At 69.1% G+C, this 19,964-nt stretch carries 19 protein-coding genes; 6 read left to right on the forward strand and 13 right to left on the reverse strand.

The genetic code is table 11. The annotated features are described in order from the left end of the window. Window positions 1-2: 2 nt before the first annotated feature. From AB0M24_RS12530 to AB0M24_RS12540, 3 genes are read right to left on the reverse strand one after another with little or no spacing between them, the layout of a single operon-like run. A complete protein-coding gene (locus AB0M24_RS12530; protein ID WP_363765072.1) occupies window positions 3-953 on the reverse strand; it encodes an ABC transporter permease in 951 nt (316 codons plus the stop codon). Beyond that, window positions 946-1,992, reverse strand: a complete 1,047-nt coding sequence (locus tag AB0M24_RS12535) for an ABC transporter permease (protein WP_363765074.1) — start codon at window positions 1,990-1,992, stop codon at window positions 946-948. The genes AB0M24_RS12530 and AB0M24_RS12535 overlap by 8 nt, the downstream gene beginning before the upstream one ends. Then, entirely contained in the window at window positions 1,989-3,518 is a 1,530-nt protein-coding gene (locus AB0M24_RS12540) for a sugar ABC transporter ATP-binding protein (RefSeq protein ID WP_363765077.1), read from the reverse strand. The genes AB0M24_RS12535 and AB0M24_RS12540 overlap by 4 nt, the downstream gene beginning before the upstream one ends. A gap of 124 nt (window positions 3,519-3,642) precedes the next feature. Between AB0M24_RS12540 and AB0M24_RS12545 the strand changes: the two genes are divergently transcribed. Then, complete coding sequence (locus tag AB0M24_RS12545; protein WP_363765079.1) at window positions 3,643-4,650, forward strand: LacI family DNA-binding transcriptional regulator; 1,008 nt, start codon at window positions 3,643-3,645, stop codon at window positions 4,648-4,650. Here AB0M24_RS12545 and AB0M24_RS12550 read toward each other — a convergent pair. Both AB0M24_RS12550 and AB0M24_RS12555 read right to left on the reverse strand, forming a co-directional pair. Continuing rightward, window positions 4,647-5,054, reverse strand: a complete 408-nt coding sequence (locus AB0M24_RS12550) for a hypothetical protein (RefSeq protein ID WP_363765082.1) — start codon at window positions 5,052-5,054, stop codon at window positions 4,647-4,649. The genes AB0M24_RS12545 and AB0M24_RS12550 overlap by 4 nt on opposite strands. A 91-nt stretch (window positions 5,055-5,145) precedes the next feature. Continuing rightward, the gene (locus AB0M24_RS12555) at window positions 5,146-5,517 is read right to left on the reverse strand and encodes a helix-turn-helix domain-containing protein (protein ID WP_363765085.1); all 372 of its coding nucleotides are present in this window, start codon (window positions 5,515-5,517) and stop codon (window positions 5,146-5,148) included. A gap of 66 nt (window positions 5,518-5,583) precedes the next feature. Here AB0M24_RS12555 and AB0M24_RS12560 point away from each other — a divergent pair, with 66 nt between their 5' ends. Further along, entirely contained in the window at window positions 5,584-6,165 is a 582-nt protein-coding gene (locus AB0M24_RS12560) for an NAD(P)-binding domain-containing protein (protein ID WP_363765087.1), read from the forward strand. Here AB0M24_RS12560 and AB0M24_RS12565 read toward each other — a convergent pair. From AB0M24_RS12565 to AB0M24_RS12600, 8 genes are read right to left on the reverse strand one after another with little or no spacing between them, the layout of a single operon-like run. Beyond that, entirely contained in the window at window positions 6,060-6,941 is an 882-nt protein-coding gene (locus AB0M24_RS12565) for a serine protease (protein ID WP_363765090.1), read from the reverse strand. The genes AB0M24_RS12560 and AB0M24_RS12565 overlap by 106 nt on opposite strands. 54 nt (window positions 6,942-6,995) lie before the next feature. Then, on the reverse strand, window positions 6,996-8,675 hold the full coding sequence (locus AB0M24_RS12570) for a CocE/NonD family hydrolase (RefSeq protein ID WP_363765093.1): 1,680 nt from the start codon (window positions 8,673-8,675) through the stop codon (window positions 6,996-6,998). Next, the gene (locus AB0M24_RS12575; RefSeq protein ID WP_363765096.1) at window positions 8,672-9,250 is read right to left on the reverse strand and encodes a TetR/AcrR family transcriptional regulator; all 579 of its coding nucleotides are present in this window, start codon (window positions 9,248-9,250) and stop codon (window positions 8,672-8,674) included. Before AB0M24_RS12575 ends, AB0M24_RS12570 begins: the two co-directional genes overlap by 4 nt. 43 nt (window positions 9,251-9,293) lie before the next feature. Then, window positions 9,294-9,893, reverse strand: a complete 600-nt coding sequence (locus AB0M24_RS12580) for a VOC family protein (protein ID WP_363765099.1) — start codon at window positions 9,891-9,893, stop codon at window positions 9,294-9,296. Then, window positions 9,890-11,308 carry a hypothetical protein gene (locus tag AB0M24_RS12585; RefSeq protein ID WP_363765102.1) on the reverse strand — a complete coding sequence of 473 codons (1,419 nt, stop codon included), beginning with the start codon at window positions 11,306-11,308 and terminating at the stop codon, window positions 9,890-9,892. Before AB0M24_RS12585 ends, AB0M24_RS12580 begins: the two co-directional genes overlap by 4 nt. Window positions 11,309-11,329: 21 nt before the next feature. Beyond that, complete coding sequence (locus AB0M24_RS12590) at window positions 11,330-12,331, reverse strand: TerC family protein (RefSeq protein ID WP_363765733.1); 1,002 nt, start codon at window positions 12,329-12,331, stop codon at window positions 11,330-11,332. A 40-nt stretch (window positions 12,332-12,371) separates the two neighbouring features. Then, complete coding sequence (locus AB0M24_RS12595) at window positions 12,372-14,669, reverse strand: glycoside hydrolase family 3 N-terminal domain-containing protein (protein ID WP_363765104.1); 2,298 nt, start codon at window positions 14,667-14,669, stop codon at window positions 12,372-12,374. A 16-nt stretch (window positions 14,670-14,685) separates the two neighbouring features. Continuing rightward, on the reverse strand, window positions 14,686-15,699 hold the full coding sequence (locus tag AB0M24_RS12600; protein ID WP_363765108.1) for a LacI family DNA-binding transcriptional regulator: 1,014 nt from the start codon (window positions 15,697-15,699) through the stop codon (window positions 14,686-14,688). Window positions 15,700-15,829: 130 nt separating this feature from the next. Between AB0M24_RS12600 and AB0M24_RS12605 the strand changes: the two genes are divergently transcribed. The 4 genes from AB0M24_RS12605 to AB0M24_RS12620 are packed head-to-tail and all read left to right on the forward strand — an operon-like array spanning window position 15,830 to window position 19,952. Then, window positions 15,830-17,125: an extracellular solute-binding protein gene (locus AB0M24_RS12605; protein ID WP_363765111.1), complete on the forward strand. Its 1,296-nt coding sequence runs from the start codon at window positions 15,830-15,832 to the stop codon at window positions 17,123-17,125. After that, on the forward strand, window positions 17,125-18,099 hold the full coding sequence (locus AB0M24_RS12610; RefSeq protein WP_363765114.1) for a sugar ABC transporter permease: 975 nt from the start codon (window positions 17,125-17,127) through the stop codon (window positions 18,097-18,099). Before AB0M24_RS12605 ends, AB0M24_RS12610 begins: the two co-directional genes overlap by 1 nt. Then, the gene (locus tag AB0M24_RS12615; RefSeq protein WP_363765117.1) at window positions 18,099-18,911 is read left to right on the forward strand and encodes a carbohydrate ABC transporter permease; all 813 of its coding nucleotides are present in this window, start codon (window positions 18,099-18,101) and stop codon (window positions 18,909-18,911) included. The genes AB0M24_RS12610 and AB0M24_RS12615 overlap by 1 nt, the downstream gene beginning before the upstream one ends. Before the next feature lie 30 nt (window positions 18,912-18,941). After that, window positions 18,942-19,952, forward strand: a complete 1,011-nt coding sequence (locus AB0M24_RS12620; protein ID WP_363765120.1) for an endo-1,4-beta-xylanase — start codon at window positions 18,942-18,944, stop codon at window positions 19,950-19,952. The last annotated feature ends 12 nt before the right edge of the window (window positions 19,953-19,964 follow it).

A 19,964-nucleotide genomic window follows, 5' to 3' on the forward strand; every position in this document is an offset into this window, starting at 1 on the left:
GTTCACGTCGTTGCCTTTCGGAGGGTTCGGGTGATGGACGGGGCGAGAACGCTCACCAGCAGCAGGAGGCCGGTGACGATGGTGAGGACCTCGGTGGAGGTGTCCTGCAGGATCAGCAGGTTGCGCAGGCCGCCCAGCAGCAGCACGCCCGCGAGCACGCCGAAGAGCGTGCCCTTGCCACCGAAGATGGACACGCCGCCGAGCAGCACAGCGGCGACGACGGCGAGCTCCAGGCCGACGCCGTTGTCCGCGCGGGCGCTGGAGAAGCGGAACGTGTAGACGATGCCGGCGATCGCGGCCACCGCTCCGGCGAGCACGAACAGGGTCAGCTTGATCCGCTTGACCCGGATGCCGGAGAACCGCGCGCCTTCCTCGTTGGCACCGATGGCGTAGACGGACCTGCCGAACGAGCTGGCGTGCAGCGCGATGCCGAACAGGATCGCGAGGATCGCCGCGAGCACGATCGGGTACGGGATGTCGGTACCGGGCAACGGGGTCGTGCCGAACGACGTGTAGCTCGCCGGGAAGTCGGCGACCGCGGTGTCGCCCAGCACCACCAGCGCGAGGCCGCGGTAGAGGGCGAGCGTGCCGATGGTGACCGCGAGGCTCGGCAGTCCGAGCCGGGTGACGAGCAGTCCGTTGAAAGCTCCGCAGACAGCGCCGACGACGATCACCGTGGGCAGGATGGTTTCCAAGGACCAGCCCGCGTTCCAGAGCCAGCCGATCAGCGCGCTCGACAGGCCGAGCACCGAGGCGACGGACAGGTCGATCTCACCCGCGACGATCACCAGCGTGAGCGGGAGGGCGATCAACGCGATCTCGCCGATGTCGAGGCCGAGGTAGAAGAGGTTGCCGCCGTCCAGGAACGAGCCTTTTGTGCTGACCTGACCTGTTAGCGCTACCACGACCAGCAGGAACACCAGTGCGGTCTCCCACCGCAGGAGGTTACGCATGGCTGGTTCCTTCCGATCGACGCAGGGCTTTCGCCAGCCGGAGTGCCAGGAGGCGGTCGACGGTGATGGCGCTGAGCAGGAGAGCGCCCGCGATCGCCTGCTGCCAGAACGCGGGAATCTGCAGCACCACCAGGCAACTGGTGATCGTGCCCAGCAGAAGTGCGCCGAGCGCGGCACCCGCCACGGTTCCGGAGCCGCCGAAGATCGCGACGCCACCGACGACGACCGCCGCGACGACCTGGAGTTCCAGCCCGGTGCCCGCTGCCGCGTCGACCGTGCCGTAGCGGGCGACCCACAGCGCGCCGGCCAGCCCCGCGATCAGTCCTGACAGGACGAACGTGGTGAGCGTGCGTCTTGCTTTCGGGATACCGGCGAGGGTGGCGGCTTCCGGGTTGGAACCGATCGCGTACAGCTCGCGGCCGGAGCGGTAGGAACGCAGGTAGACGGCGGCTACCGCGACTATTGCAGTGGTGACGAGCACGAGCACCGGTATTCCCAGGACGCGGCTGCTGCCCAGGTTCAGGAGAGCGTCGGGGAGGTTCGCGGCGTTGACCTGCCTGCCCTGGGCGAGGGCGTAGTCGATGCCGCGGAACACGTAGAGCGTGCCGAGGGTGACGACGAGGCTGGGGACGTTGCCGAGCGCGACCAGAAGACCGTTGAGCAGGCCGCAGGCGAGGCCTATCAGCATGCCGAACCCGATGCCTGCCAGCAGGGGTGTGCCGGGGTGGTCGGCGAACTGTTGTGCGGTCAGGAATGCGGCGAGGCCCAGGACCGAGCCGACGGACAGGTCGACGTTGCGGGTGATGACCACCAGGGTTTGGCCGACCGCGAGGAGGGCGACGATCGAGGCGTTGAGGAGGAGGTCGCGGAGGCTTTGGGGCTGGATGAACCGCGGGTTTGCGATCGCGGTGGGGATGACTACGAGGGCGAGGGCCACGAGGATGCCGAGCTCGCGGACTCGGCCGACTCGGGTGGAGAGGCGGCGGGCTGTGGTGCGCTGGGCGGGAGGGGCGACGGCGGTGTCGAGTTGGGTGGTCATCGAGAACCACCAGCCCGCTCGCGGTTCGGTGTCGAGATCTGTCCCGCCGCGGCCATCGCCACCCGTTCCTCCGTCGCCTCGGCCCGCGACAGCTCCTCCACCAACCGCCCCTCGTGCATGACCAGCACCCGATCCGCCATCCCGAGCACCTCGGGCAGCTCCGACGAGATCATCAACACCGCCACGCCCTGCCCGGCCAGCTCCGACAACAGCCGGTGCACCTCGGCCTTCGTGCCGACGTCGATGCCGCGCGTCGGCTCGTCGACGATGAGCACGGACGGCTTGCGCGCCAGCCACTTCGCGAGCACGACCTTCTGCTGGTTGCCGCCGGAGAGCACGCCGACCGGGTCGCTCAGCCGCGCGAACTTCAGCCGCAGCTTCACCGCCCAGTCCTGGGCAAGTGCGCGTTCACTTCTGCGTCGCAGCAAGCCGAACGTCGACAGACGACCCAGTGACGCAAGTGCGGTGTTGCGTTCGATGGACGCGTCCATCACCAGCCCCTGCTGCCGCCGGTCCTCCGGCACGAACCCGATCCCCGCGGCCATCGCGGCGGTGGGGGAGCCGGGCTTCAGCTTCCTGGCTTGCACGTGCACGGTTCCGCCGTCGGGCCTGTCGATGCCGAACACCGCCCGCGCGACCTCGCTGCGGCCCGCGCCGACCAGGCCGGACAGCGCGACGATCTCACCCGCCCTGACGTCGAACGACACGTCGGTGAACACGCCTTCGCGGGTCAGCCGTCGCACCGACAGCAGCACCTCGCCGGCCGTCGTGTCCTCCTTGGGGAAGAGCTGCGACAGCTCGCGGCCGACCATCCGCCGCACCAAGGAGTCCGGGGTCTCGTTGGTGAGCTCGCCGGACCACACGAACTCGCCATCGCGCAGGACCGTCGCCCGTTGGCACAGCTCGAACACCTCGTTCAGCCGGTGCGACACGAACAGCACGGCCGCGTCCTGCGCGCGCAACGCTTGCACCACACCGAAAAGGCGTTGGACCTCGTGCGCCGACAACGCGGCGGTCGGCTCGTCCATCACGATCACGCGGGCGTCGAACGACAGCGCCTTGGCGATCTCCACGAGCTGCTGGTCCGCAATGGACAGTCCGCGCGCCGGGCGGGCCGGGTCGAGCCGGACTCCCAGGCGGGAGAACAGCTCCGAGGTGCGGGCGTGCATCTGTGCGACGTCGATGCGGCGGCCGAACCCGAGCGGCTGGCGGCCCATGAAGACGTTCTCGGCCACCGACAGGTCACCGAACAGCGTCGGTTCCTGGTAGATGATCGCGATGCCCGCGGCCAGCGCGTCGGCGGGACCGGAGAACCGTTGCGGGGCACCGTCGACGAGGATCTGCCCGGCGTCCGGGCGGTGCACGCCGGCGAGCGTCTTGATCAGGGTCGACTTGCCCGCCCCGTTCTCCCCGAGCAGCGCGTGGGCCTCGCCGGGCAGCAGCCGCAGCGACACCCCGGACAACGCGCGGACGGCGCCGAAGGACTTGCTCACCTCGTCCAGTGCCACGACGGGAGGTCGGTCCACTTCCGTCTCCTCGATGTTGAAACGTTTTAACACCTGAGTAACGTGCACTCTGGGTGTGTTGCGGCCCCGTGTCAAGGGACACGGGGTACGATTCGTTGTCACGTTTCAACGACAGGAGCCGCCGGTGAAGCCGTCAGTGGGCATCCGCGACGTCGCGCAGCACGCCGGCGTGTCGAACGCGACCGTCTCGAACGTGCTCAACCGGCCGGACGTCGTCGCTCCGGCAACGCGGCAACGCGTCCTGGCCGCGATCGAGGAACTGGGCTTCGTGCGCAACGAGTCCGCGCGCCAGCTGCGCGCGGGTCGCAGCCGGGTGATCGCTTACGTCGTGCTCGACGCCGCGAACCCGTTCTTCACCGACGTGGCCCGCGGCGTGGAGGACGCGGCGCGGGAGGCGGGGCTCGCGCTGTTCCTGTGCAACAGCGCGTCGGACGCCGGCCGTGAGCGCGAGTACCTGGAGCTGCTGCACGAGCAGCGCGTCGAGGGCATCCTGGTCACCCCGGTCGACGGCGAGAGCGCGCACATCGCCGAACGCGGCACACCGGTCGTGCTGGTGGACCGCGAGTCGACGGACGGCACGCACTGCTCGGTCGCGGTCGACGACGTGCTCGGCGGCGAGCTCGCGGTGACCCACCTGATCGAGAACGGCCACACCCGCATCGCGATGGTCGGCGGCCCGCTGTCGATCCAACAGGTGCGCGATCGGTACGAAGGCGCGTTGCGAGCGCTAGCAAACGCCGGTCTGCCAGCGGATTCGTTGACACTGTTGGAGACCAGGGGTTTGCAGGTGGCGGAAGGCCGGGGCGCGGGGGAGCGGCTCGTCGGGCTGCCGTCGTCACGGCGGCCCACGGCGGCGTTCTGCGCCAACGACCTGCTCGCGCTCGGCCTGCTGCAGTCGATGACGCAGCAGGGGTTGAAGGTTCCGGACGACCTGGCCGTGGTGGGCTACGACGACATCGAGTTCGCCGCGGCCGCCGCGGTTCCGCTCACGTCGGTTCGCCAGCCGCGCGACCAGCTCGGTCGCACCGCAGCGAGCCTGCTGCTGGCCGAGAACGAACCGGACCACGAGCACCGGCACGTGAAGTTCCAGCCGGAGCTCGTGGTCCGTGCCTCAAGTGCGGTCAGGCGCTAGCGAACCAGCACCATTTCCCGATCCTCTTCCACAACGCTCGAATTGTCCGGCGGCAGGTAGACGTTCAACGACGCGGACGTGAATGCGACGCCCTGCCGGAATGCCTTGGTGCGCGAAACAACGGTCACGTCGACCTTGTGGAACTGGCCGGTGCACGGAACGCTCGGCGTGTATTTCTCGCCGATCGCGAGATCACCGCGCACGTTCTGGGCGACCTGCACCCACAACGACCCGGTGGCGCCGTCCTGGCACATCACCCGCATCGGCACGGTCACCGCGGCGCCACGTGCCTCCAGTCGTCCCTGCGGCTGAATCGTCATCGCGGCGTCGACCGATGCTGATGCCGGCAGCGCGGTGGCCACTATCGCGGCAGCCGTCAACACGAACGTCGAAATAGCACGCACGGTGTTCTCACCTCGTTTTGTCGATGGCGGATTGCGGCCGCGCCACGACATTAGCCACGAGGTGATCAGGCGAGCGAGGGGCCAAACAAGATCAGCTTTCGCCGAACATCGCGGCACGAACCGTGTCGCCGTGCTCGTCCGCCCACGCGCCCAGAGCGAAGATCGGCACCAGCAGATCGCGCCCGGCGGCGGTCAGCGAGTACTCGACGCGCGGTGGTGCCTCGGCGTACCGGCGGCGTTCCACGAGCGCCATGGATTCCCTGCGGCGCAACGTCTGCGTGAGCATCTTCTGGCTGATTTGGCCGATCGCGAGACGTAGGTCGCCGGGCCGCATCGGGCCGTCCCGCAGCGTGTAGACGATCACCATCAGCCACGAGTTGCTGAACAGGTCGACCGCGAGCCTCGCCGGGCAGTCGGCCTCGTAGTCGCCGTAGGGGCCGAAGTCAACCTGTTCGATCGTCATGCCGTCCAGCCTGCCAGCGCCGTTGCGCACCCGCAGGTGCCTTTCGAACTTCGTACCGTCGAAGGCATGCGAATCGGAATCATCGGTGCCGGGCAGATGGCACGGGCACTGGGCAACGGCTGGGCGGCAGCAGGCCACGAGATCAGGTACGGCAAGCGCGGCGGGGTCCGCGAGACGGTGGAGTTCGGTGACGTCACGCTGCTGGCGGTGCCGGTGTCAGCGCTGACAGATGTGTTGGGGCAAGCGGACTTCGAGGCACGGACGGTGATCGACTGCACCAACGCCTTCGAGCCCGACGACGGCAGCATGGTGCTGGGCGAGGACGCCGTCGCCGAGCGCGTGGCGAAGTCGGGCGCGCGGGTGGTGAAGGCGTTCAACCTGTGCGCGGCTGAGGTGTGGCAGGCGAGCGAGCGGGTGTTCGAGGGCCGGCGGCTGGCCGTTCCGTTGTGCGGTGACGACGCGGACGCGCTGGCACAGGTCGAGGAGCTGGTCCGCGACCTGAAGGCCGAGCCCGTCCGCGCCGGCGGGCTGAACCGGGCCCGCTACCTCGAAGCGATGTCCGCGTTCGTGGTCGGGATGTGGTTCGCGGGCGCCGATGCCCGTGCCGCGTTGCCGCCTCTGGAAGCCGCGTTCGCGGTTCCCGACTGACGGATCGTCGCGCGGATCCAGTCCGCGTGCGTCGGCACGTTCGTGTAGAGGCCAGGCCCGTTGGCGCAGAGCTTGTCGGTGTCACCGGGACCGGACGTGGTGCCGATCAGTTCCCACCGGCCGTGCTTTCCGCGCTGGATCTGCGGCCCTCCCGAGTCGCCGACGCACGCCATCGCACCAGGCGTGCGGCTGATCGTGCACAGCCGGTCCGCGGACGCGTAGCCGGGTGAGCACTCGGACTCCGCGCCACGGCGGGTTTCCAGCTGCTGCAACCGTTCCGGGAACACGGCCTTGGTGATGTCGGTCGTGTCGAACGTGGTGCCGAAGCCGAGCAGCCGGGTCGGCGTGCCCGGTTCGCCTGCCCGCGCGGCAATGCGGATCGGGCGCTCGCGCACCGGCCGGTCGAGCCGGACCAGCGCGATGTCGTGCTGGTTCGGCCGGCCCAGCTGGTAGCCGGGATGCCTTACGACGCGGTCGATCGTGCGCACTGTTCCGCCGGACGTTCTGCGGTCACTGCCGATGCGCACGATCCCGTCCGGCACCGCGCCCGTGCCATCGGGGTCGACGCAGTGCGCGGCCGTCACGAGCCACCGCGGGTCGATCAACGACGCCCCGCACACTCCCTTGGCGTTGCCCAGCTGCGGCACGGTTTCCGGGATCGAGGCCATGAACTCGTAACGCGGTGCGTCGTGGCCGTTCACGATGGCGTGCGCGGTGCCGGGCAGCACCGTGGCACACAACGCTCCTGCCACGAGTGCGGTCTTCAGTTTGTGCATGCCGATCAGCCTGACCGTTCACAGAGGAGTGATCGATACGGCCAGCTGCCGTTCTCAGGTGGAGTCTGCTCCACCCGCGACCGGGAGGATGATCGCGGACTGTCCGATGTGGATGGTCTGGTCCGCGGCCAGCAACGTCGTGGCCGTGGCCCGTGACTCGCCGGTGCCGGGGTTGCGGGCGTAACGCGGGAAAGCACCGCTGGACACCTGAACGCGGATGCGATGACCGCGCCGGAACCGGTACGCCGTCGGCCACAACCGGACGTCGGCGCGCTGCGGTTCGACCGCGTTCGTCAGGCTCACCAGCCCGTCGCACACGTTCCACGAGCGTCCCTCGGCGTCGACGTCGCACAGCCGCACGAACACGTCGGCGTGCGGCAGGCTCGACGAGAACCAGATCTCGGCGCTGACCTCGCCGACCACCTCGACGTCCTGGGAGAGAACGGGTGTGGTGTAGGTGAGCACGTCCGCGCGAGCTTCCAGCACGGTGTTGTCGACGCGGCCGGTGTCGGAGACCAGACGCACGCCACCGGCCGCCGGCGTGGGATCGGCCGGGTCGTAGCGATAGGTGTCCGCCGAAGGAGCAGACGCCTCCGGAGCCGGTGCGTCACCGGCCGCCGAGGGCCCGGCAGCCTCCGTTGTCAACGCGCCACCGACCGCCGAGGACCCGACCGGCTCCATCGTCAACTTGCCCCCAGAGCCGAGCAGGAAGCGCCGCGGCGAGTAGCCGGGAGGCGGCCACGATGAGAAGTCGCGCCAGGCGTTCTCGCCCATCACGTACAACCGAACCGGCGCGCGATCCGACGGCTGCACACCACGGGCGTGGGCGAGTCCGAACGACACAGCCTCGTCGATCGGCGTGGAGTTGAACTCGGCGTGCGTCCACGGCCCGACGGTGAGCCGCGCGGGCCGCCCTTTCGCTTGCAGCGCCTCGAAGTCGCGCAGCTGGCCGGGCAGGAAGATGTCGTACCAGCCGCCGATCGAGCTGACCGGCACGGTCACGTCGGCGACCCGTGCGCTGTGGTCGAACCCGTCCCACCGGGCGGAGTCCGCGTCGTGGGCGAGGATGTCCTGGATGTAGTCCGAACGCTCGCCGAACGCGGCGACGTCCCCGTCCCGCAACGGAAGCGTCCGAAGCGCCCGCGCGGTCTTCTTCTCCTGGAACGCCTGGCGCAGCATCGACAGCGGACGTTCCTGGGTGCCGACGAGCACACCCCACCCGAACGGCGTCTCGAGCGACATGCCGTCCGGGCGCAGGAACTCGAGCGTCAGCGCGGATTCGGTCACCACCGGGATCATCGCCTTGACCTGCGGCGGCAGCTGGTCGGCGACGGCCCACTGCACGTGACCCAGGTAGCTCAGCCCGTACAGCACGATGGCGTCCGACCACGGCTGCCGGACGAGCCAGTCGAGCGTCGCGAGTCCGTCCGAGCGTTCCTGGCGCATCGGGTCGAACACCCCGCCGGAACCGAACCCGCCGCGCACGCTCTGGATCAGCACCTGATAACCGCGCTCCGCCAACGGCCGCGCCAGGATCTGGCCGAACATCCGTCGGCCGTAAGGGGAGCGGATCAACGCGGTCGGCAACCCGTCGCCACCGGAACGCGGCATCCATCGGTCCGCCAGCAGCTCCACTCCGTCCGGCATCGGGACCCGCAGGTCCTTCTGCACCACGACGTTGCGGGTCAGCGGCGGCGAGAGCTTCAGCTTGCGCTCGATCAGGTGGCTGATCACAGGGACTCCATCAGGACGGAGATCACGGCGATCAACCGGTCGGTGAACGCCTCCGGGTCGTGCGCGCCGCCGATCACCCAGGCCGTCACGAACGACCCGGCGCCGCCCGTGATGAAGGCCGCCAGGTCGTCGGCGGCCTGCTTCGAGAGCCGGTCGCCGAACACGTGCTCGACGCCCTGCCGGTTGACGGGCAGCATCAGGGAGATCAGCCCGCGGTCCAGCGCGTAGGCGCACGACCCGGTCAGCAGCGCGCGGTAGAACACCTGGTGCTCGGCGAAGTGCCGGGCCAGGGTCAGGGTCTCGGCGCGCGGGTCCACCGGTTGCCGGAGATCCGCGAGACAGGGGAGCAGCTCGCGGCGGGCGAGGTCGAGACCGGACTCCAGCAGCACCGAGTCGAGGTCGCCGAAGTGCTGGTAGACGACCCGGCGGCTGACGTCCGCGGCCTCGGCGATCTCCGACAACGTCACCGCCGTCGTGCCACGGTCACTGACCAGCTCGAACGCCGCCTGCAGCACGGCCGCGCGGGTGCGGCGCACCCGGCGATCGCGGGCAGGCTCGACCACGTGCAGATCCATGGCTCAGATCATGCACACGTGTTACTAAGTATTCAAGTGTTACTTATCGGAGGATCTGTCCGGAGATCCGTGCCACGAGGGCGGGTGCGGAGCCGGGCAACACTTCGACATCGGCTCCGAGTGCCTTCAAACGGCCGGTGATCAGGGCGGGTTCGGGGTGTTCGACGTGCAGCGACTCCAACGTCAAACCTGGAGGCGCGGAGAGCGCCGGAGACGGCGTCGAGCCCCAGCTGATCAGGAACGGCACGACGCCGCCGACGTGCGCGTTGCTGGTGAGCCGCCACCGCAGCACGTCACCCGAAGCCGTGCGACGTTGCCCGTCGATCACCGGCCCGGGATCGAAGCCGCGGGCGACGGCCTCCTCCCGCGCCAGGGCGATGTCGTCGCACGTGATGGCCCAGCCGACCAGGCGAGGTTCGGTCACACCGTCCACTCCGAACGGTCGCGGCAGCTCCGGCTCCGGCTGGCCCGGATCTGGAGCGATGATCTCCAGGTAGGTGCTGGAACCGAGCGCCAGCAACCGGTTGTGCGTGCCCAGACCGAGATGCTGTCCACCACCGGCCGCCCGCACGCCGAACCGCCGCGAGACAGCCGCGACCGCCTCGTCCAGATCCGGTGCGGCGTAAATGAGATGGTCGATCACTCGCCCCGCCCCAGGTACTTCTTGATGCAGTGCACGACACCCAGCCGGCTGGCGAAGGCGTTGAAGTCGGCCAGCCGGACCACGGTGAACCCGAGCCCGGTCCACAGCTCCTCCATCGCGGAGTCGATCACAGCCAGGTCGGCTTCCGGTCCGTGCCCGAACGTCGGCAGGTACACGGTCCGGCCCGTGGAACTGTTCTCCACCAGGCAGTTGTTCCAGGTGATGTGGTGCCACGACCGGACGTTGATCGTGGTCGAGTCCACCGCACCCGAAGCCGCGAACGAGCTGACCACCTCACGCAGTTCGGCGCCGTCGGGAGTCGAGGCGAAGTCCCGCAACGCGGCGAACGTCAGCTGCTGCGTGATCTGCGGCCGGTGCACGAGCGGGTTCCGCACGACGTCGAACCCGCGCGCCGTGAACTCGGCGGCGATCTCGTCGTACGCGGTCTGCAGCGAGAACGGGGACTTGGTGCCCAGCACGGCGTCGGCGAGGTCCGGACTGCCCACCAGCACGCGGAACCGGCCGTCGGCACCCGGGCCGGCCAGCGTCACGAACATGTCGATGTGGAAGATCGGCTGCAGGTCGCCGGTGCCACCACCGGGCAGGTCGAGCAGGAACTCCCCGGCCTCCACCGTCGCGTAGTACTTCTTGAGCCCCAACGGGCGCCGGGTGCCGACGAGCTGGAGCTCCCGCCCGCTGTCGACGTGCCGGCTGAACAGTTCGTACACGAACTCGGCCTCGGAACGACCCGGCGGCACGCTGACCGGCAGCTCGCCGGTGCGGATCAGCTCCAGCGTGTCGAGGAAGTAGTCGGTGCCGAGCAACCAGAAGTCGTCGCCGATCAGGCAGTTGCCGCCCTGGAACACCAGCGGCGCCTGGCTCGCCCGCAGCGACGTGTACTCCTCGACGTTGTCCGCGATCAGCGAGTCGCCGGCGCGCGGGAACGACCACGGCTCCAGCAGGTACGTCTGGTTCTCGTCGCCGTCGACCAGCGCCAGGTAGCCGTCCTCCGCCCAGTCCGTGAAGTCCACGTAGTCGGGCATCGGCACGTACGCCACGTTCCCCGCCGGGTGCCCCGCGAACCACTCCGAGACCGTCTGGCGGTCGCTCTCGTGATGCACGACCACGAACCGCGTCCCCGGCCGCATCGCGTCGATCACCGAGCGGTAGCCCGCCGTCAGCGCCGCGTCGTGCACGCCGTAGGAGGGGAACGAGAGCAGCAGGCTCTCGATCCTCCCCGCCCACGACGAGACCAGGCTCGGCTGCTGCACACCCGGCCGGGCGCGGAACACGTTCAGCGTCGCGGCACGGGTGGAGTCGAGCGCGGGGAACTGGTCCGAGTCGGTGCGCTTGTGGTGCGGCGCATCGGGAACGAGGAAGCGGTAGGCGGCGTCTCCGTACGTGCCAGCACTCATGAGATCAGGATCCCACAGCCGTCACTCCGACTCGGGGGTTTCCTGATGTCCGCGCAACGAGCCGGGGTGCGCCTTGGCCGACGGGTCGTTGCGCGTCTTGATCAGGCTCGCCACCGTCACGACCACCAGGATCGCGATGATCACGCCGAGGCTCAGCGGGGTCGGCACCTCGGGCACGGACGCGGAGATGTCGACGTGCGCCCAGTGCAGGATCAGCTTCACGCCGATGAACGCCAGGATCACCGCGAGACCCGCCGACAGGTACACCAAACGGTCGAGCAGACCCTTGACGAGGAAGAACAACGCGCGCAACCCGAGCAGCGCGAACGCGTTGGCGGTGAACACGATGTACGGCTCCTCGGTCACGCCGAACACCGCCGGGATGGAATCCAGCGCGAACAGCAGGTCGACGCCGCCGATCGCCACCAGCACGACGAACAGGGGAGCGGCCATGCGCTTGCCGTCGAGGCGCGTGAAGATCTTGCCGCCCACGTAGTCGTCCGTGACGGGCAGGAGCTTGCGCGCGGTCTTCACGACGACGTTGTTCTCGACGTCCGGATCCTCGTCGCGGTGCCGGAACAGCTGCACGGCCGTGAAGATCAGCAGCAGCCCGAACAGCAGGAACATGAACGAGAACAACGACAGCAGCGTCGCGCCGACCGCGATGAAGATGCCGCGCATGATCAGCGCCAGCACGATGCCGAACGTCAGGACCTTGTGCTGGTGCTCCTCGGGCACCAGGAACGTCGTCATGATGATCACGAAGACGAACAGGTTGTCGACCGACAGGCTCTTCTCGACGATGTAACCGGCGAAGTACTCCGCGCCGAACCCGCCGCCGTGCGCGCTCGCGAACCACACGCCGAACCCGATGGCCACGAGAATGTAGAAGACCGACCACAGGCTGGCCTCGCGGAACCCGATCCGGTGCGGGCGCCAGGCCGCGAGCACGAGGTCGACCGCCAGCAGTGCCACGATCACCCCGATCGTGACCGCCCACGTCAGTCCGCTGATCTCCAGCACCGAGTCCTCCTCCACCAGAAAGATCCGTCCCCTATGGACGTTACCGGGTGGAGGTGAACACCGGGCTCATCACGCGGTCGAAGCCGACCTCGCGCCGGGCTCCGGTCATCATCAACCGCAGCACGGTGTGGATGTTCGCACTCGACGGGCCGACGTGCAGTTCGACGTCACCGGGCTCGACCAGACGGCCGGCGCGTCCGGTGTAGGAGGTCAGGTCCGCGTGCAGCGCTGCGGTGACGGTACGGGTCTCTCCGGGCGCGAGGTCGACCTTCACCGCGCCGATCAGCTGCCGTACCGGACGGGCGACCTCCGCCACCGGGTCGTGCAGGTAGATCTGGACGACCTCGGTCGTGGCGATCTCCAGGTCGTTGCGCAGCACGGTGACGACCCGGCAGGTGCCGTCGACCGGCCACTCCCGCGCCTCGACGCCGACGGTCAGCCAGGTCGCCGGGGCGTAGGACAGGCCGTGGCCGAACGGGAACAGCGGGGTCGGGTCGACGGTGCTGACCTCGGTGCGGGCGCCGAGTGCCGCGGTGAGGTACGTCGACGGCTGGCTCGAACCGGGACCGGGGAAGCTCACCGGAAGCCTGCCGGACGGGTTCACGCGTCCACTGAGGACACCCGCGAGCGCGGCCGCGCCCTCCTCGCCGGGGTAGAAGCCGCAGACGACGGCGGAGAGCCGGTCGATCTGCCGGTGCAGCTCGTACGGCCTGCCGGACAACAGCACCACCGCGACCGGCACACCCGTGCCGAGCAACGCCTCGAGCAGTTCCTCCTGGCGCCCCGGCAGCCTGAGGTCGACGGAGTCACAGCCCTCACCGGACGTGCCGCCGCCGAAGAGGCCCGCCTGGTCGCCGAGCACGGCGACGCAGACCTCGGCCTGACGGGCTGCCGCGACGGCGTCCGCGATCTCCTCGTCGGTGCCGCCGAGCACCGGGCAGCCCAGGGCGAACACCACCTCGTGCTCGGCCCGCAGCGCGTCCAGCACCGTGGGCACGTCGATGCCCATCGGCACGTCCGGGTGGTGCACGCCGACGTGCAACGGGAACGAGTAGCAGCCCAGCATCGCGCCGGGGTCGTTCGCCCTCGGTCCGACGACCGCGACGCGGCGCCTGGAGGCCAACGGCAGCACGCCGTCGTTGCACAGCAACACGATCGAGCGCTCGGCCAGCTCGCGGGCGAGCGCGCGCGACTCCGCGTCGTCGAGGTCGGTGTCCGCGGCGGGTTCGGGGGTGAAGTCCGGGTCGAGCAGGCCGAGCTCGCACTTCTGCCGCAGCACGCGTTCCAGCGCGCGGTCGACGAGGTCCGTGCTGATCGTCCCGGCGTCGAGACCGGCCAGCAGCGGGTCGCCGTAACAGTCCACAGTGGGCAGTTCGACGTCGATGCCCGCCGCGAGCGCCTGCGCGGCGGCGTCCTCACGGCCGATCGCGACGCCGTGCAGCCGGTGCAGGAACGGCACCGCGAAGTAGTCGGCCACCACGGTGCCGGTGAAGCCGTACGTGTCGCGCAGCAGGTCCGTCAGCATCCGCGGATCAGCTGCGACGGGCATGCCGTCGTTGTTGGCGTAGGAGTTCATGACCGACCGCGCGCCCGCCCGCAACGCCATCTCGAACGGCGGCAGCACCACGTCCGCGAGCTCGCGCGGCCCGATGGACACCGGCGCCAGGTTGCGGCCCGCGCGCGAGGCCGAGTAGCCGGCGAAGTGCTTGAGCGTCGCCACCACTCCCGCGGACTCCAGGCCCGCGACGTAGGCCGCGCCGATCGCGCCGACGAGGTGCGGGTCCTCGCCGATGGTCTCCTCCACGCGGCCCCAGCGCAGGTCCCGCGCGACGTCCAGCACCGGCGCGAGACCCTGGTGCACGCCGAGACCGCGCATCGACCGCCCGATCCGCGAGGCCATGCGGCGCACCAGATCCGGCTCGAAGCTCGCGCCCCAGGACAGCGGGGACGGGTACGCGGTCGCCTGCCACGCGGCCAGGCCGGTGAGGCATTCCTCGTGCACCATCGCGGGAATCCCGAACCGGCCGGCCGCGATGATCTGCCGCTGCGTGCGGGCGAGGCTGTGCGCGCCCACCTCCGGTGCGATCGGGCGGGTGCCGAAGACGCGGGTGAGCTGGCCGATGCCGTGCTCGGTCAGCGCGCCGAGGTCCGGTGGCGTCACGATGAGATCGTGCTGGTGCGGCGCCACTTCACCGGCCGAGTCGATGCCGACCCAGACCCCGTACAGCTGCGCGACCTTCTCCCTCGTGGTCATCCGCGCCATGAGGTCGCGGACGCGGTCGGCAGGTGCGACGCGCGGGTCGCGCCAGAGCTCGCCTGGTGTGGCTTCGGTGGTCACGGGATCTCCAACCGGGTCAGGAGTGCAACGCGCGGGTCGAGTGCCGGACGATCAGGTCCGTGCCGAGCGTGATGTGCGTGTCTTCCGGGGTCTCGCCGTTGATGAGCCGCACCAGCAACGTGATCGCGCGGTGGCCCATCTCGCGGATCGGTTGCTCCACAGTGGTCAGTGGTGGCGTGCACAGCGCGGACTCGGGGATGTTGTCGAACCCGACCACGGACAGGTCCTCCGGCACGCGCAGGCCGAGCTCGGCGGCGGTCTCGATCGTCGCGATGGCGGTGATGTCGTTGGCGGCGAACACCGCGGTCGGGCGGTCAGGCCCGCCCAACAGCTCACGTGCGGAGGCCGCCGCCACGTCGTGGTCGTAGTCGCCGCGCCGGATCAGGTCCTCGTCCACCGGTACACCCGCGGCCACCAGCGCGCGCCGGTAGCCGGTTTCCCTCTGCTGGGCCGACTTCAGGTCGTCGCGCCCGGTGAGCAGGGCGATCCGGCGGTGGCCCAGCGCGAGCAGGTGCTCGGTCGCGAGCTGTCCGCCGTGCAGGTTGTCGGAGTCCACTGTGGGCAGTGCGGAGCGCCCGGTGTGCGGGTCGACCGCCACGACGGGCGTCCCCGGCAGCTCCTCCAGGTCGACCGCGGGCGTGACGAGCACGGCGCCGTCGACGAGGGTTCCGCTGAGCCGCGTCAGATAGCGCTGCTCCCAGCCCTGCGGATCACCGACGCGACCGCCCGCCGAGTACACGACCAGCTCGAAACCGGTGCCGCGGATCGCGTCCGCCGCGCCCTTGAGCAGTTCGGTGCTGAACGGCTCGATGTCGGCGACCAGGATCCCGATCACGTTCGTGCGGTGGTTGCGCAGGCTCTGCGCGACCAGGCTCGCCTCGTAGCCCAGCTCCTTGATCACGGCGGTCACCCGCGCGAACGTGTCGGCGGAGACGCCGTAGCGCTGGTTGAGGACCTTGGACACGGTGGCGACCGAGACGCCGGCCTGAGCGGCGACGTCACGGATGGTGACACGGGAGCGTGGGGGCACCGGCTCAGGCTAGCCGTGTAAAACGTTATCGACAACGATTGACACAGCGACATCGACCGGACATTCTCACTACCCGTCGCGCATCGTCACGCCCCGTCCAACTCGGCCGACGTCGTCAGGAGTGGACCCAATGCGTTCTGTCATCATGCGTTCTGGGCAAAAGATCTCTGTCGCCTTAGCCGCCGCGGCGACGCTCCTGCTGGCCGCGTGCAGCGGCTCCGGCGGCGATGCCTCCGCGAACGGCCCGGTCACCCTCACCTGGTGGCACAACCGGACCACCGAACCGATGAAGTCGATCTGGCAGGGAATCGCCGACGACTTCCACAAGACCCACCCGGACGTCTCGTTCACGATCGAGCCGATCCAGAACGAGCAGTTCCAGACCAAGGTGCCGCTCGCGTTGCAGGGCAGCACCCCGCCCGACATCTTCCAGCAGTGGGGCGGCGGAGGACTGGCGTCGCAGCTCAGCTCCGGCAAGATCGCCGACATCACGCAGGCCTCGTCGAGCTGGATCGGCTCGCTCGGCGAGTACGCCAAGGGCTGGCAGGTCGGCGGCAAGCAGTACGGCGTGCCGTACCAGATGCACGCCGTCGGGTTCTGGTACCGCAAGGACCTGTTCGCGCAGGCCGGCGTGACCCCGCCGTCCACATTGGACGAGCTGAACGCCGCCGTGGCCAAGCTCAAGGAGAAGGGCCTGGTACCGATCGCGGTCGGTGGCAAGGACCGCTGGCCGGACGCCTTCTACTACAACTACTTCGCGATCCGTCAGTGCAGTGTGGACGCGTTGAAGAAGGCCGTGGAGAAGACCGAGCTCGCCGATCCGTGCTTCCTCAAGGCGGGGGAGAACCTCAAGGCGTTCATCGACACCAAACCGTTCCAGGACGGCTTCGTCGGCACACCCGCCCAGCAGGGCGCGGGCAGCTCGGCCGGCATGCTCGCGAACGGCAAGGCGGCGATGGAGTTGCAGGGCGACTGGAACCCGGACGTCATGCAGTCGCTGACCGAGGACAAGGACCTGGACTCGAAGATCGGCTGGTTCCCGTTCCCGTCGGTGCCGGGCGGGCAGGGCGAGCCGACCGCGGTCCTCGGCGGCGGTGACGGTTTCTCCTGCACCTCGCGTGCCGCCAAGGCGTGCGCGGAGTTCCTCGGCCACCTCGTCGGCGAGGACGTGCAGAAGAAGCTCGCCGCCACCGGATCCGGGCTGCCGGTGATCCCGGCCGCCGTCCCGTCGCTGAAGACCGAGACCCACAAGACGATCTCGGAGCACGTGGGCAAGGCGAAGCACCTGCAGTTCTACTTCGACATCGCGATGCCGACCAACGTCGGCCAGGCGCTCAACGACGCGATCGCGAACTTCTTCGCCGGACAGGGCGGCCCGGACACCATCGTGGCGTCGGTGACCAAGGCAGCCGCCGGGAACAAGTGATGAGTGCCGCGATCACCACGCGGCCACCGACCGCCCCCGTGCCGCACGCGCCAGCGGCCGGGGGCACCCGGAAGCGGTCCCGCACGCGCACCCGCCTCGAACTCGCCCTGCTGCTCGCACCGGGCCTGGTGTTGTTCACGGCGTTCGTGCTGGTGCCGATCTGCGTCGCCGCGTTCTACAGCCTCTACTCGTGGAACGGCTTCGGCCCGCTCACGGACTTCGTCGGACTGGACAACTACGTCGACGCGTTCTCCGGCGAGGTGTTCCAGAGCGCCATCGGGCACAACCTGATCATCGTGGTGCTCTCGATCGTCGTGCAGCTTCCGCTGAGCATCGGCCTCGCGCTGCTGCTCAACCGGCGGCTGCGCGGCCGCACGTTCCTGCGGATGGTGGTGTTCGCGCCGTACGTGCTGTCCGAGGCGGTGACGGCGGTGATCTGGCTGCTGATCCTGCAGCCGGGCGGGTTCGTCGACGAACTGCTGCGCGGTGCCGGCCTCGGCTGGCTGGTGCGGCAGTGGCTCGCGGACCCGAAGATCGTGCTCTACACGCTCTTCGTCGTGATCACCTGGAAGTACATCGGGTTCGGTGTGATCCTGCTGCTCGCGGGGCTCCAGGGTGTCCCGGCCGAGCTGCGGGAGGCCGCCGCACTGGACGGCGCGTCGGGCTGGCAGGTCACCCGGCACGTCGTCCTCCCGTTGCTGGGACCGACGATCCGGGTGTGGATCTTCCTGTCGGTGATCGGGTCGCTGCAGCTGTTCGACCTGGTCTGGATCATGACACTGGGCGGTCCGGCCAACGCGTCCGCGACGATGGTGTCGTACCTGACCGACCACGGCTTCAAGCGCTACGAGTTCGGGTTCGGCAGCGCGGTCGCGGTGATCCTGTTCCTCATCTGCTTCACCTTCGCGTTGCTGTACCAGCGGTTCGCGTTGCGCCGTGACACCGAAGGCGCGCTGACCAGGGCGGTGGGCTGATGCGTCGCAACGCTGCCGGGTACCTCGCGGCGATCGCGGTCGTCGGTGTGACGGTCGTGCCGCTGCTCTTCGTGCTGCTGGGTGGGTTCCGGACGACACCGCAGATCAACTCGTCGCCGGCGGGGCTGCCCAGCCCGTGGGTGTGGGACAACTACCGCGACGTGCTGACGTCGCCGGTGTTCTGGCGGCTGCTCGGCAACAGCGCGCTGATCGCGGTGATCGCGACGGTACTGGCGGTCGCGCTGGGCTCGATGGCCGCGTTCGCGTTGTCCCGCTACGCCTTCCGCGGCAGGGAGGCGTTCTACACGCTGTTCACGCTCGGCCTGCTGTTCCCGCTCGGCGTGGCGGCGCTGCCGTTGTACCTGTGGCTGCGGCTGCTCGGGCTGTTGGAGAACCCGCTGGGCGTCGCGATTCCCGAGGCCGCGTTCTCGCTGCCGGTCACGATCGTGATCCTGCGGCCGTTCATGCACGCGATCCCGGCGGAGCTGGAAGACGCCGCGTTGCTCGACGGCGCGGCCAAGCTCGGGTTCTTCTGGCGGATCCTGCTGCCGCTGTCCCGTCCGGCGCTGGTCACCGTGTCGGTACTCGCGTTCGTCAGCAGCTGGAACTTCTACCTGTTGCCGCTGCTCGTGTTCAACGACTCCACCAACTTCACGCTTCCGCTGGGCGTGGCCATGTTCCAGTCCGAACACACCCAGGACACCGCGAAGGTGCTCGCCTTCACCGCGTTGTCCATGATCCCGGCCCTGGCGTTCTTCGTGCTCGCCGAACGCCGGATGGTCGGCGGCCTCACCGGTTCGGTGAAGGGCTGACCTCGTTGTAACCAAACCCCAGGAGCGACAATGATGTTGCGCTTACCACGGGTTCTCACGATCACGGCGGCGGCGGCCGTGATGGTGTCGAGCCAGGCGGTGCCCGCGTCGGCCGCGGGACCTTTGAAGGACATCACGAACAGGTACGTCGGCAGCGCGGTGGCCGCAGGGCCCTTGGGCAGCCAGGCGGACTACCGCTCGGTGCTCACGCGCGAGTTCGACAGCGTCACCCCCGAGAACGAGATGAAGTGGGCGGTCGTCGAACCGAACCGCGGCCAGTTCAACTGGTCCGGAGCGGACCAGATCGTCAACTACGCCCAGCAGAACGGCAAGACCGTGCGCGGGCACACGCTGGTGTGGCACAGCCAGTATCCCGGCTGGCTGAACAACCTCGGTTCCGCCGAGCTGCGCAGCGTCACGCAGCAGCACATCAACACCGAGATGGGTCGGTACCGCGGCAGGATCCGCGCGTGGGACGTCGTCAACGAGATCTTCAACGAGGACGGCTCGCGCCGGCAGTCGATCTTCCAGCAGCGGATGGGCGACGGGTTCGTCGCCGACTCGTTCCGCTGGGCCCGCGCCGCCGACCCGTCGGCCAAGCTCTACATCAACGACTACAACACCGAAGGCATCAACGCCAAGAGCAACGCTGTGTACAACCTGGTGCGTTCCCTGAAGCAACAGGGAGTTCCGATCGACGGCGTCGGGATTCAGACGCATCTCGCGACGCAGTACGGGTTCCCGTCGAGCTTCCGGCAGAACATCGAGCGGTTCGCGGCGCTCGGTGTCGACGTCGCGATCACCGAGGCGGACGTGCGCATCCAGCTGCCAGCGGACTCGAACAAGCTGAACCAGCAGGCGAACTACTACAAGCAGATCTGGGACGCCTGCCACGCCGTCTCGCGGTGCGTGGAGTTCACGACGTGGGGCTACACGGATCGCCACTCGTGGGTGCCGGGCACGTTCCCCGGCGAGGGCGCCGCCTGCCTGTTCGACGCGAACCTGCGGCCGAAACCGGCCTACACCAGGATCAACCCGTAGCTGGAGCGTCCA

The sequence above is a fragment of the Lentzea sp. NPDC051838 genome (assembly GCF_040681245.1).
Taxonomy (GTDB): domain Bacteria; phylum Actinomycetota; class Actinomycetes; order Mycobacteriales; family Pseudonocardiaceae; genus Lentzea.

Bases quoted from the DNA above. Each gene is read 5' to 3' on its own strand.
- AB0M24_RS12555 (WP_363765085.1), bottom strand. From the start codon at position 5,517: ATGACGATCGAACAGGTTGACTTCGGCCCCTACGGCGACTACGAGGCC.
- AB0M24_RS12565 (WP_363765090.1), bottom strand. From the start codon at position 6,941: ATGCACAAACTGAAGACCGCACTCGTGGCAGGAGCGTTGTGTGCCACG.
- AB0M24_RS12620 (WP_363765120.1), top strand. From the start codon at position 18,942: ATGATGTTGCGCTTACCACGGGTTCTCACGATCACGGCGGCGGCGGCC.
- AB0M24_RS12615 (WP_363765117.1), top strand. From the start codon at position 18,099: ATGCGTCGCAACGCTGCCGGGTACCTCGCGGCGATCGCGGTCGTCGGT.
- AB0M24_RS12585 (WP_363765102.1), bottom strand. From the start codon at position 11,308: ATGAGTGCTGGCACGTACGGAGACGCCGCCTACCGCTTCCTCGTTCCC.
- AB0M24_RS12535 (WP_363765074.1), bottom strand. From the start codon at position 1,992: ATGACCACCCAACTCGACACCGCCGTCGCCCCTCCCGCCCAGCGCACC.
- AB0M24_RS12605 (WP_363765111.1), top strand. From the start codon at position 15,830: ATGCGTTCTGTCATCATGCGTTCTGGGCAAAAGATCTCTGTCGCCTTA.
- AB0M24_RS12560 (WP_363765087.1), top strand. From the start codon at position 5,584: ATGCGAATCGGAATCATCGGTGCCGGGCAGATGGCACGGGCACTGGGC.
- AB0M24_RS12530 (WP_363765072.1), bottom strand. From the start codon at position 953: ATGCGTAACCTCCTGCGGTGGGAGACCGCACTGGTGTTCCTGCTGGTC.
- AB0M24_RS12610 (WP_363765114.1), top strand. From the start codon at position 17,125: ATGAGTGCCGCGATCACCACGCGGCCACCGACCGCCCCCGTGCCGCAC.
- AB0M24_RS12575 (WP_363765096.1), bottom strand. From the start codon at position 9,250: ATGGATCTGCACGTGGTCGAGCCTGCCCGCGATCGCCGGGTGCGCCGC.